This is a genomic window from Flavobacterium limi (assembly GCF_010645075.1).
Lineage (GTDB): Bacteria > Bacteroidota > Bacteroidia > Flavobacteriales > Flavobacteriaceae > Flavobacterium > Flavobacterium limi.
Genome location: NZ_JAADZV010000001.1, coordinates 538228 through 550038, shown reverse-complemented (window position 1 = coordinate 550038; position 11811 = coordinate 538228). Strand labels below are relative to the sequence as shown.

The window sequence follows — 11811 nt, the reverse complement described above, 5'->3', positions numbered from 1 at the left end:
CCATGAAGTATTTTTATCATTTCTTTTTGTTTCTATCAGTTAATTGTTTTGCCCAAACAGTCACTGAAAAATATAATTCCCTCATGAGAAGGTATGAATATTTTGACAACCGGGGCAACATGACTGGTTATAAACAGTACAATACACTCTTAAATCAATGGGAATATTATGATAGCACAGGTAATAGTAATGGTTATCAAATCCAACAACCTCAATCAAATATTAACTTAGATGTTGTGCAAAAAACATTGGGGTCTAAACAATCCAAGTACAATGCTAATTTGCAAAGAATCAAAGATGAAATACAACAATCTACCATGTATATATACGCCTGTTCTAAGAGCAAAGGTTATTCATATGAAGAAGGTAAAAGGTCAGTTACTGAGTTTGATGTTTCCTACGTAGATAAAATTCGTTATGGTAAGTATGATTTATCGTATGATACGGTAACAAATGATTTAATAGCTTTTTTGTCAAAAGGGGCTTTAAAAATAGCTTGTGATAACTTTAAAGACTGTAACTAATATATGAAAGTAATACTTTATTCTATTTTGTTCCTCTCTTTTAGTTCTTTTTCGCAAGAAATTCCTATAGATGACCCTGTAAATAAACTCTACCTACCAACAGCAAAACAAAATACTGTTGATGCTCTTATCCAATACAAAGGTAAACATGCGTGTAAATCAGTTTATGAATACAAATTTGTTGACGAAGAATAGGTATTTGTATCAAACGATACAACCACTTCCGAAATCAATTATAACAATTATTACCTAACATTTAAAAGAAGTCATTTTAAAGAACCTCTTATTCGATATATAATGTTAGAAGGTTACAATAAAAAAGGCAATTACTATTTTTATGCATCCTATTTTGGAAATGTTTATATTTATGCAGATTTCAAAACTGTTATTTTATTTGATACTTTTGATAAAAACGACAAACCAACTAATAAATATATCTTTAACTTCTAACTTAATTCAAATCTATGTCAACAAAAACTATCCGATTTCTTAGGAATATTCAAATTTCTCCTTCTAATGACTTTAATCAGGAAGTAGTAGATAAAATATACAAAGGGGTTATTAAAGCTTACAATAATCATTCTGAGATTGAAATTGATGATTTCTTATCTATATTGACAATTGATAAACTACTGCATAAAACATATGTAAATTGTATTGAGAATGATTTAAATATTGTGTTTAAAAAGATAGGACTTAATTTCCTAATGGAAAGCGATAGAAAGTCTTTTAATGTTACCAATATAGAAAAGTTTAGTTTCAGACGTTATGCTTTTATTGCTTTTTCTGAAAATTACGAATGTTACGAGGAAAATGACAAAACTATAAATATCCTAATAAACGGAGCAAAAACTGAATTAAATATCCAACAATTAAGAAATATGGGAATTACACATGAGTCTATCGATTATTAAGGTTATCTTTATAGGTTTTAAGTAGGTCTACTAACTCTTTTGTTGTTATGTATATTGCAACCTCTGTGTATTGAGGAGAGTTTATTATAATAGTAAATTTATCATGTAATTCTATTTGCTTAAAAAATCTGAAATCCGATATTCTTTTTATTTCGATTTCCCATCTACCTCGATTATTCAGCCTTTGATTTTCTATTTTATCTATTAACTGCTTTTTAGTTAATGTTTGTAAATTTTCCATAATTTCTATAAATTAAAAATCCACCTAAAAAGATGGATTCAAGTTAATATTTGTTTTTATTTTTGTTCTGGTGTAAAATTGGTATACTTACCTTATTTTTAATTATCAATTACCAAAATCAGGGTTTGTTTATATTACAAATTCGACTGGATTTGTTTTGCCAAAGCTTCAAACTCATCTTTAGAAAGTGATACCTTATTGATAAAACGCATTTCATCCATTTCGTTTAACGGAATCAAATGTACGTGTGCATGAGGAACTTCTAAACCTACAACTGCCATACCAACTCTTTTGCAGGGAATAGTTTTTTCCAGAGCAATTGCGATCCTTTTAGAAAATTTCATCAATCCCAAATACAGTTCATCCTCTATATCAAAAATCTTATCAATTTCCTGTTTTGGAATACATAGCGTGTGTCCTTTAGCATTTGGATTTACATCTAAAAAAGCTAAAAAATTATCGTCTTCGGCAATTTTATAGGCAGGAATTTCTCCGTTTACTATTTTGGTAAATATCGAACTCATCTTCTAATATGTTAGTCTCTTGAAATTTCAAGAATTTCAAATTTCAAAACACCATTTGGTACAGTTATTTCTGCTACTTCACCAACTGATTTTCCTAAAAGTCCTTTTCCAATAGGAGAAGTTACCGAAATTTTCCCGGTTTTTAAATCGGCTTCACTTTCTGCAACAAGTGTATATTTCATTTCCATTCCGTTGCTCTGGTTTTTGATTTTCACACTCGAAAGAACCAAAACTTTAGAAACATCCAATTGGGATTCATCAATTAATCTTGCATTTGCATAAACTTCTTCCAGCTTCGCAATTCTCATTTCTAATAAACCCTGCGCCTCTTTTGCAGCATCGTATTCGGCGTTTTCAGATAAATCGCCTTTGTCTCTTGCTTCTGCTATATCCTGAGATGCCTTCGGACGCATTACACTCTTTAAATGCTCCAATTCATCTTTTAATTTTTTTAAACCGTCTGCGGTATAATAAGATACTTTACTCATAACTTCATCGTTTATATAAATACAAAAAATCCCATCGGGACGGGATTTTTCTTATTACAAATATAGTATTATTTTTTAGAGTACATAATTATATGTTAATCATATAGAATTCAAAAGCAAATAAATTATTTTTGTTTCACTAATTCCCATTACAACTTATGAAAAAAAACTGGCTTTTACTCCTTTTTATTTCAGTACTTTTTTCGTGCAGCGATAATAGTATTAACAATAAAAACCCAAACATACCAAATTATCGTGTTGATATAGAAATCAACACCAGTTTTCCATTATACAATGGACTTCTTCATCTCAGCAATCCTGTATTAATTCCTAATCAAGGTGCTCAAGGCGTCATTGTTATGAAAGTGGGTGAGGGAATGTACAACGCTTTTGATGCCGCGTGTCCAAACCAGTCTGCAATGTCGTGTAAAGCAATGACACTCGACGGTATAAATGCCGTTTGTTCCTGTGACAAAAGCCAATACAACTTATATTCGGGACTTGGATATGCAAAAGAAGAATATCCCATGAAACAGTATCGGGTTACAGTAAACGGTAATTTGATACATGTTTATAATTAAAAAACAAAAGCCTGGAAATTTTAAACTTTCAGGCTTTTGTTTTGGAAGTATTTTTTAGAATTTCAATGTCAGTCCGGCTAAGATATTGATTCCGGCCTGCGGATAATAATACGGGTAAACATCCCACATAGCTCCATTTGAAACATACTTTTTATCTAAAATATTATTAACCAATCCTGTAATCATTATTGATTTGAAAATAGATGCTGGTTTAATTTCAAAAGAAACATTCAAATCGTTCACAAAATAATCAGCAAGTTTCGCAGCCGGCAACTCGATATTGTTCATGTATTGTTCTCCAACATATTTCTGTAATAACGAAATATGCAAATCCTGAATCGGGCTGTACACGATTATGTTTCCTGCAATAACTGAAGGCGAATACGCAATATCTGTTGTCCCGTAATTTTGACCTTCTACATCTAAATCAACATTTTTATTACTGCTTACTGTAAAGTTTGGCCTAACAATAAATTTATCTGAAAGTTTTATAGTTGCATCAACTTCAAGTCCTAAACGATAGCTTTTATCTGTGTTTGAACGAATTGGATTCCCAACATCATCTAATGTTCCGGTTAAAATCAACTGGTCTTTATATCTCATGTAGTATAGATTAGAATTCAATTGGAACTTTTCTGAATTGAACCTCCATCCTAATTCAAAATCATTCAATTTTTCGGGTTTTACATTTCCTCCTTCATAATCGGTTCTGTTTGGTTCACGATTTGCCCGGGCATATGAAAAATAAAGTGTGTTTTTTTGATTGATTTCAAAGTTCAGACCTGCTTTTGGATTAAAGAAATCAAAAGTATCATCTACCAGACCTGTTTCCCAGCTATTGGCTGTGTAATTTACATTTCGGTATTGCAGATCACCATAAAAACTTAATTTATCAACTATCTGGTAATTAACTTTTGCAAAAATATTTCCGTCCCTTTTTGTTGAAAAATCATCGTAGTAGTGATCTCCCAACTCCGATTGTGAAGCATATCTTGCCCAGATTACTTTTCCAAAATGATCTCCCTCATATTTATTCCAGCCTCCGCCAAGTATAACATCCAGTTTTTCATCTTTGTATTTCGCAGAAAAAGTAGTTCCGTAAAAATCATTGTCTAACCATTTCTGACGTACCAAATCAGTTGTGTTTATCGCATCAACAGGAAGCAAACCATAATCAGCCATATCGGCATCTTCTTTATAATTTTCGTAATATCCTTTTCCTCTAGTATAATGAAAAGCTAAATTCGTACTCCATTTATCAGAGAATGATTCACTCCAGTGCAGCTGATAATGATCCTGATTGTAATTATCGGTTTCATTATCGTAATAGCGGGTTTTTCCTGCTTCATCTGTATATTCTCCTGCAGAATTGTATTGACGGTCATCATTTAATTTCTCAGCATCAATTCCGTTCCAGGATTGATACGTTTTTTGAGTACCGCCGAAAACAAGTGCTTTAATCAAAGTCGTTTTTCCAACATAAGTTCCCTGTAAAAAATACGATTTTAAATCCGAACTTGCTCTGTCAACATAACCATCAGATTTCATTGTAGACAAACGTCCTGCAAGTTCAAAATGATCATTTAACAAGCCTGTGCTAAATTTCACGGTGTTTTTATTCGAATTAAAAGTTCCGTAAGAACTTGAAACTTCACCACTTGCTTTTGTAGCATAATTATCTGTAAGCATGTTTAAACTGGCACCAAAAGCTCCTGAGCCATTGGTTGACGTTCCAACTCCACGCTGTAACTGCAGACTTTCTACTGAAGAAGCAAAATCAGGCATGTTTACCCAAAAAGTCCCCTGGCTTTCGGCATCATTATAGGGAATTCCGTTTATGGTTACATTTACTCTTGTAGCATCGCTCCCACGTACTCGTATTCCTGTATAACCCATTCCGTTTCCGGCATCAGAGGTGGTTACTACTGATGGAAGATAATTCATTAAAATTGGAATATCCTGGCCTAAATTCCTGTATTTGATTTCTTTTTTATCCATATTGCTAAAACTCACCGGTGTTTTTGTAGTAACACGAACAGCAGAAACCAATACATTATCCAACTGATTAACTTTGGTTGAATCCTCCTCTTGTGCAAATGCCGAAAAAGTAAAGAAAATAGCAAACAGAAAGTAGAAAATAGACTTTTGGTTCAACTTCGAACCTTTGTAACTTAGTACCTCAGTACCTTTGAAAAAAGTTTTCATCCGTAAAGAATTACGAATAAAAGGGGGAATTATTCTTTTGGTTAAATTAATAAATGTGTTCCCGACAAAATATAGTTTTATACTAAAATGGTTGTCGTTTTTCCCTTAGCAACATTACTCGCTCAGGTTCTTTGGGTATGATCTCAGCTCGTTATTTAGAGCACCCCTTTGAGACAGTGCAAAAGTAGTGTTTAAAATTGCTAAAATCAAAAAGCAATGGCTAAAATCAATATCAATCACAAAAATTAAATTCGATGTGAGATTTGAACTTAATCCAATCTGGGTTTTTTACGAGATTGTTTAATTTCAGAAATATTCTTCTTATCCTTGATTCTTTTTTTAATTACCGATTTCGGAACTTTTGTTGCCTTTCTAACTTTCGGTACATATAATCCTTTTTGGATAATTTCTAAAAAGCGTTTTATGACAATATCTTTGTTTTTAATCTGGCTTCTGTCTTCGTCGCAATTTAAAATCAGAATGTTTTCTGTAGTTAAACGTGGTGCAATATTGGTCTGCAAAATTAATTTTTCTTCTTCAGACAAGGCTTGAGAAGCATTCAGGTCGAAAGAAAGTACAACTTTTGAGGACACTTTATTCACGTTTTGTCCACCTGCACCACTACTTCTTACCGCTTTGAAATTTAATTCTGATATGATTTTTTCAACGTTCATTATTTTTTATTGGGCTGATGTGGCGGTTTTAATAAGTCATTTACAGTTTTTACCGGATTAAACGTTATTAATGGAACCGCAACAAATATCGTAAGCCAATTAGACATTCCTCCGTTCCATAATCCCGGTAATTCGTAGTTTTTGACTATTTTACCTTCTGCGCTTTTTTCTACGATAAATCCTGTGTTTTGATCTACAAATTCTTCCAGATTAAACTGTTCTCCCTTGTAATTCTTGGTTCCGCAAACCAAATCAACCGGATTAAAATGGGTTGCATTTTCTAAAATTGACTTTTGCTTTTTATTGCTTAAATCAACTTGCGAACTTTCCACTATCTGCAATGAAATTTCGCCTTTGTCATTTCTGATCCAAAAAGGCCCTCCACCGGCTTCACCTTCATTTTTAACCATTCCGCAAACACGAATTGGTCTGTCAAGCAATTCTTTTATTTTATTGATTTTATTTTCAAAAGTAAACTTATTAAAGTCTCCAGTAATTTCTATATTAAGTCTTTGCATTAAAAACTTAACAATTTCTTCGATATCTTGGTCCTTAATTTCTTCGTTTTCTATCGCATTCAAATAACCAAAAACTTTTTGCTGTGCTTCTATTAAAATCCCGGCTAATGCTTTTTTGTATAAAGTAGTTTTATCTATATTATTTTGAATCACATTGTCAATATTTTTTATAAAAATAATGTCCGCATCAATATTATTCAAATTTTCAATTAATGCTCCATGCCCTCCAGGCCTGAAAATAAAAGATCCTTTCTGACTTCTGAAAACATTATCTTTTACATCTACGGCGATAGAATCTGTTTGTTTGTTTTGATAAGAGAAACTGATATTTATCTGCGTTCCTGATGCCGATTCAACTTTCTCTTTAACTTCAGCAATTGCATTTTCAAATAATTCACGATGTGCTTCTGAAACTGTAAAGTGCAAATTAGAAGTTTTATTAGTCTCTGCATAATGCACACATTCATTCAGGTGCTCTTCAATCGGATTAGCAATATGGGTTTTATATTTATGAAAAGGCAAAACCGCTTTTGGTTTATTGGCAAAATTGAAGTAATCGGGAGATAATAATAATTTTATAAAATAATAATTTTTATAATCCCTTTCTAAAGTATCAAAATCAGGATAAATTTCTTTCAGTTTTTTATATACCGCTTTAAAAAAGGGGAATTTATCCATCCCAACAATAAAAATAGACAAATCATTGTCTTTATTTCTATTGATATAGGAATTAATGGTTTCTTTTTCGATATCGTAATTATTTAAAAAGGCAATTAAAAACTTAAACATTCTGGTTGCAGCACCAGATGCCGGAATAAATTTGCATATTTTAAAACATCCTTTATGTGCATCAAAAAAGGCAGCTTTTTCTTCAAAATCAGCAGTTGACAAACTTAAAATTCCGTTATTAACAGTTGCCGGACTTATTAAATTACTTTTAGCAATTCCTTTTTTAAAAATTTTAAGCTGTTTTAGAATATTCTCGAAAGGAATTCCATGATTATAGATTTCTACAAAATCTGCTGACGAAAATCCTTTTCTTTTAGCAATAGTCAGATTATCGATAATAGCAGTAGCTTTTGCCAAACGCCTTTCCTTATCGCCTGAAATCGTGATAAATGGTTTATTGTTATCTATTAAAGTTTGTTTAAAAACAGAGAAAACAGTTTCTCTTTTATTTGGAGTGTCACGAATATCATCTTTTTCCCAGGGAACATCAATATCGGTAAGAAAAAACAAATCATATTCATGCGCTAAAGCTGCTTCGTTTAAAAGTGGATTGCAACTTCCATAATAAACCTCAGAAAAAACTTTTGTTACCATTAAGTTAGTATCGCAAAACAAATATTTTTGAGCAGTATCCAGCTTTTCGTTTTCTAATACTACCTGCCCATACGCAATAGGCATCATATCCCTTTCGGTGCAAAGCTGCTGGTTTTTATCCCATTTAGCCTGCAAATAATCACGTGCAAATTCAGGAACCCATTCGGTTTCATAATGATCTGCAAGCTGTTTTGCCAATGTGGTTTTCCCTGTGCTTTCAGGTCCAAATAGGGCAATTTTTATAATGTTTGTTTTTTGCTGTCTAAGATTTTTCTCCATTCTATATAAGCTGAAATAGCCAAAATTGTAAAAATTAAATATTGTAGCGACAGCATCCCTAAGCCTCGATAGGCATACAATGGTACAACAATAATATCACCTATAATCCAAAGTGTCCAGTTTTCTATCTTTTTTCTGGCCATGTACCACATTCCTGCAAAGAATATTCCTGACGAAATCATATCAATATAATTGTCAGCTTTAATCTCATAACCAAAATATTTATAAATACCGAAAACTACAAAAAACGTAACAATAAACAATAAAATTCCTGTTATTTTTTCATTCAGATTTGTCCTTGTAATAGGTAGATTATCTTCAACTGTTTTTCCTTTTGCCCAAAAATACCAGCCGTAGATACTCATAACTGAAAAATACCCATTAATAATCATATCACCTATATAACCAGCCAGATACAAAAGATAAACTGAAATTACTGTAGCAATTAAGCCAGTCGGATAAACCCATATATTTTCTTTCTTGGCAAACCAGACGCTTAAGATTCCGCAAATAAAAGCCAGAAACTCTAAAGTGATATGCCATAAAGGAGCATTTTTGTAATTGTTCAGAAAAAAATCAAACATTTAAACTGTTATTTTATAATTCAAAAAAATGAGTGTCGTTTTCAAATGCAGTACCAATTACTACTAAATCGGCTCCGGCGTTATAGGCATTCTGGATTCCGCGCAAATCGGTAATTCCTCCTCCAACAATTACAGGTATTTCAATATTTTGGGCAATCAACCGGATCATTTCCAGTGGAACTGCGTTTTTAGCCCCGCTTCCTGCTTCTAAATACATTAATTTATTACCTAACATTTCCCCAGCCTGAGCAGTAGCCAAAACCAAATCAAAATTTTCACGATTAAGCGGTTTTGTCTTACTGACACGTGCAACAGCTGTTTCATTTCCGCTTTCTATTAAAATATAACCGGTTGAAATTACTTCCAGATTGGTTTTCTTAAGAATTGGTGCAGCCTGAACCTGATATTCAATCAAATAATCCGGATTCCGGCCGGATAATAATGAAAGAAATAAAATTGCATCAGCATATGGTGAAATTTGTGAAGGATCACCCGGAAATATAACAACGGGTAAGTTTGTATTTTGTTTTAGCTTTGTAATTAATTCTTCTAAAATAGTTGCCTGAACGATACTTCCCCCTACAAAAATATGGGTTGCAGGAGAGTGATTAATTTTTAGGATTAACCTGTCCAGGTTTTCCAGCACAATTTTATCAGGATCTAAAAGTATAGCCAGAAGTTTCTGACCACTTTTTTTAGCTTCTAAAATCTGCTGATGTATATTGAGTATTTTTTGCTGCATAACGGGCGTAAAAGTAAAATTTTTTCATATAGAAGAACTATTTTGAATAAATTATATTTGTAGAATCCTTTTGATAACTAAAGTGACAGATTGATGATTAGCCCTGAATTATTAGAGAAATACGGTGCTTTAAAGAAAGCTTTCGACAAAAATGAAATTGTTTTTGAGGAAGGGAATTTACCTACATACTATTATCAGATTATTGCAGGTGAAGTAAAAATGAGCAATTATAATGATGAGGGACGCGAATTTATTCAGGGAATATTTTACAAGGAACAGTCTTTTGGTGAGCCGCCTCTGTTTTTAAATCAAAAATATCCAGCCAATGCCATTGCGGTTGAAGAATGCGAAGTTTTTATGCTTTCAAAATCAAATTTCATGAAACTTCTTGAGGAAAATCCTGCCATTAGCCTCAAAATAATTGAAAATCTGGCCCAGCGGTTATATTACAAATCAGTTATGGCTGCCGAGATATCAACGCATGAACCTGAGCACCGTGTTTTAAAACTTATCGATCACGGAATTGCTTATTTCAATTTTCAAAAAGACAAAAACGGCTATCTGATAAATTTCACCAGACAACAAATTGGTGATTTAACCGGTTTGCGCGTAGAAACCGTCATCAGAGCCATAAAAGCCCTAGAGAAAAAAGGCGAGCTGAAGATTATAAACCGAAAAGTATACAGATAAAATAGTTTCTGTTTTATGATTTAAATCATAAAATACAGCGGTATAGTGGGAGTATCTTTGTCCTATAAAAATCTGAATATCATGACACTATATCAAACAACATTCGACATTTTCAATAAAAATTACATGGGATCAGCTGCAATGGCTGTAATTGGTCAAAGCTGTCTGGGAGGTGCCGCTGCTATGTATGTTTTAGCCAACGGAACTTCAATTCTGCAAATGATACAGTTGGCAGTTATCGTTTTAGCCTGTATCTTTGTCAACACTTCAATTTTGGCACAAATGAAACACAAAGTAGTTTTTAACCTTTTGATTCTGAGTTCAGTTTTAAGTGTAGTATTTATTCTTTTAAACACTATTTTTCTGTGAAAAAACAAATAGAAAACAGAGACGATGTGGCATTTTTAGTCGATCATTTCTATGATAAAATAAGAGCCGATAAAGAAATCGGCTCTTATTTTAATGATATTATCCAAGACTGGGATGCGCATCTGGAAAAGCTGACCGATTTTTGGGAAATGAATTTATTTGGCGTAAAAAAATACAATGGCAATCCGCTTGCAGTTCACAATGAAGTTGATGCTCATTTTGATGGTAAAATCACTTCAAATGAATTCGGAATATGGCTTAATCATTGGTTTCAGACTCTGGATCAGCACTTTGAAGGTGAAAATGCAGACACCTTAAAACGTCGCGCCAGAAAAATGGGAACATTTTTGTTTATGAGTATGTTTGAACATCGAAAAAAGGAAAACTAAGTTTAAATCTATTTTTCAAAAGCATAAACCAAAGTAAATTTTCCTTCAAAATTATCGGATTGTATTTCCTTGTAATGTATATCAAAATCTTTTACCAAATCATCAAAATGCAGGCTTGCCTGTGTTTGGGGTTTCCCTAACGAAAAATCCTCTACCAAAATGTGATCTTTAAAACTGATTCCTTTTTCGTTTCTGATTTTAAAAATCGCTTCTTTGGCTCCCCATATTACTGTTAATTTCTTCACATACTCTTCGGTAAAATCAGGTTTTAAATAACTGCATTCATAATCGGTGAATTTATCGGCAATACGAATGATTTTTTCGCGCTGCAGTTCCATGTCAATTCCAACTGTTTCATTGCTGATAATAATTGCAGCATAATTGTATGAGTGGGTTATCGAAATATAATTATGACAATCGAAATACGGCTTACCGAACTCATCATAATGAAGGTCCTTGTCTGTAAAACCCATTTCCTGAATCAGCATTCGCACGCTCAAAAAAGCACGCTGATGCATTTGAGACTTCATACCGTCCAGTCTTTTTTGGGTTTTCTCTTTTAAAACAACTTTGCTCCTTAGTTCGTCAAAAGATTCTGTTATCTCCCAAATTAAGATTTTAGTGGTTTCGTTGAATTGTATAGTCTGAAATAGAGGCATTCTTTCTAATTATGAATTATGAGTGGTGAATTATCTTGTCTAAAACTGAATTTGTAATTTAACGTTGTTGGTTTGTAGCCCTGATGGAAGCGGCATCCTTTTGTGGC

The 11811-nt window shown here is 32.7% G+C and carries 16 protein-coding genes; 7 read left to right on the top strand and 9 right to left on the bottom strand.

The window, feature by feature from the left end:
• Nucleotides 1–2: 2 nt before the first annotated feature.
• From GXM16_RS02365 to GXM16_RS02355, 3 genes are all read left to right on the top strand, one after another.
• On the top strand, nt 3–524 hold the full coding sequence (locus tag GXM16_RS02365; protein WP_163392351.1) for a hypothetical protein: 522 nt from the start codon (nt 3–5) through the stop codon (nt 522–524).
• Between the two features lie 3 nt (nt 525–527).
• Complete coding sequence (locus GXM16_RS02360) at nt 528–719, top strand: hypothetical protein (protein WP_163392349.1); 192 nt, start codon at nt 528–530, stop codon at nt 717–719.
• A 269-nt stretch (nt 720–988) separates the two neighbouring features.
• Entirely contained in the window at nt 989–1438 is a 450-nt protein-coding gene (locus tag GXM16_RS02355) for a hypothetical protein (RefSeq protein ID WP_163392347.1), read from the top strand.
• On the opposite strand, the gene GXM16_RS02350 is transcribed toward GXM16_RS02355, so the two are convergent.
• The 3 genes from GXM16_RS02350 to greA all read right to left on the bottom strand — a co-directional run bounded on the left by GXM16_RS02350 (nt 1425) and on the right by greA (nt 2691).
• On the bottom strand, nt 1425–1679 hold the full coding sequence (locus tag GXM16_RS02350) for a hypothetical protein (RefSeq protein ID WP_163392345.1): 255 nt from the start codon (nt 1677–1679) through the stop codon (nt 1425–1427). The two genes, GXM16_RS02355 and GXM16_RS02350, sit on opposite strands and share 14 nt — an antisense overlap.
• A 134-nt stretch (nt 1680–1813) precedes the next feature.
• Nucleotides 1814–2203 (bottom strand): HIT family protein, encoded by a 390-nt coding sequence (locus tag GXM16_RS02345; protein WP_163392343.1) that lies wholly within the window; start codon nt 2201–2203, stop codon nt 1814–1816.
• An 11-nt stretch (nt 2204–2214) separates the two neighbouring features.
• A complete protein-coding gene (gene greA / locus GXM16_RS02340; protein WP_025572576.1) occupies nt 2215–2691 on the bottom strand; it encodes a transcription elongation factor GreA in 477 nt (158 codons plus the stop codon).
• Nucleotides 2692–2849: 158 nt separating this feature from the next.
• Between greA and GXM16_RS02335 the strand changes: the two genes are divergently transcribed.
• On the top strand, nt 2850–3272 hold the full coding sequence (locus GXM16_RS02335; protein WP_163392341.1) for a Rieske (2Fe-2S) protein: 423 nt from the start codon (nt 2850–2852) through the stop codon (nt 3270–3272).
• A gap of 54 nt (nt 3273–3326) precedes the next feature.
• Here the strand turns inward: GXM16_RS02335 and GXM16_RS02330 are convergent, their stop codons facing one another.
• The 5 genes from GXM16_RS02330 to GXM16_RS02310 all read right to left on the bottom strand — a co-directional run bounded on the left by GXM16_RS02330 (nt 3327) and on the right by GXM16_RS02310 (nt 9597).
• Nucleotides 3327–5477 carry a TonB-dependent receptor gene (locus GXM16_RS02330; RefSeq protein ID WP_163392339.1) on the bottom strand — a complete coding sequence of 717 codons (2151 nt, stop codon included), beginning with the start codon at nt 5475–5477 and terminating at the stop codon, nt 3327–3329.
• Between the two features lie 269 nt (nt 5478–5746).
• Nucleotides 5747–6151, bottom strand: a complete 405-nt coding sequence (gene arfB, locus GXM16_RS02325) for an alternative ribosome rescue aminoacyl-tRNA hydrolase ArfB (protein ID WP_163392337.1) — start codon at nt 6149–6151, stop codon at nt 5747–5749.
• On the bottom strand, nt 6151–8271 hold the full coding sequence (locus tag GXM16_RS02320) for a DUF4301 family protein (RefSeq protein WP_163392335.1): 2121 nt from the start codon (nt 8269–8271) through the stop codon (nt 6151–6153). Before GXM16_RS02320 ends, arfB begins: the two co-directional genes overlap by 1 nt.
• Nucleotides 8232–8855 (bottom strand): nicotinamide riboside transporter PnuC, encoded by a 624-nt coding sequence (gene pnuC / locus GXM16_RS02315; protein WP_163392334.1) that lies wholly within the window; start codon nt 8853–8855, stop codon nt 8232–8234. Before pnuC ends, GXM16_RS02320 begins: the two co-directional genes overlap by 40 nt.
• Nucleotides 8856–8868: 13 nt before the next feature.
• Nucleotides 8869–9597, bottom strand: coding sequence for a phosphoglycerol geranylgeranyltransferase (locus GXM16_RS02310; protein ID WP_163392332.1), 729 nt, complete (start codon nt 9595–9597; stop codon nt 8869–8871).
• A 93-nt stretch (nt 9598–9690) separates the two neighbouring features.
• Here GXM16_RS02310 and GXM16_RS02305 point away from each other — a divergent pair, with 93 nt between their 5' ends.
• The 3 genes from GXM16_RS02305 (at nt 9691) to GXM16_RS02295 (ending at nt 11045) form a co-directional block, all read left to right on the top strand.
• Entirely contained in the window at nt 9691–10287 is a 597-nt protein-coding gene (locus GXM16_RS02305; RefSeq protein ID WP_163392330.1) for a Crp/Fnr family transcriptional regulator, read from the top strand.
• Between the two features lie 81 nt (nt 10288–10368).
• Nucleotides 10369–10656, top strand: a complete 288-nt coding sequence (locus GXM16_RS02300; RefSeq protein WP_163392328.1) for a hypothetical protein — start codon at nt 10369–10371, stop codon at nt 10654–10656.
• Complete coding sequence (locus tag GXM16_RS02295) at nt 10653–11045, top strand: group III truncated hemoglobin (protein WP_163392326.1); 393 nt, start codon at nt 10653–10655, stop codon at nt 11043–11045. The genes GXM16_RS02300 and GXM16_RS02295 overlap by 4 nt, the downstream gene beginning before the upstream one ends.
• 8 nt (nt 11046–11053) lie before the next feature.
• Here the strand turns inward: GXM16_RS02295 and GXM16_RS02290 are convergent, their stop codons facing one another.
• A complete protein-coding gene (locus GXM16_RS02290) occupies nt 11054–11704 on the bottom strand; it encodes a 4'-phosphopantetheinyl transferase family protein (protein ID WP_163392324.1) in 651 nt (216 codons plus the stop codon).
• Between the last annotated feature and the right edge of the window lie 107 nt (nt 11705–11811).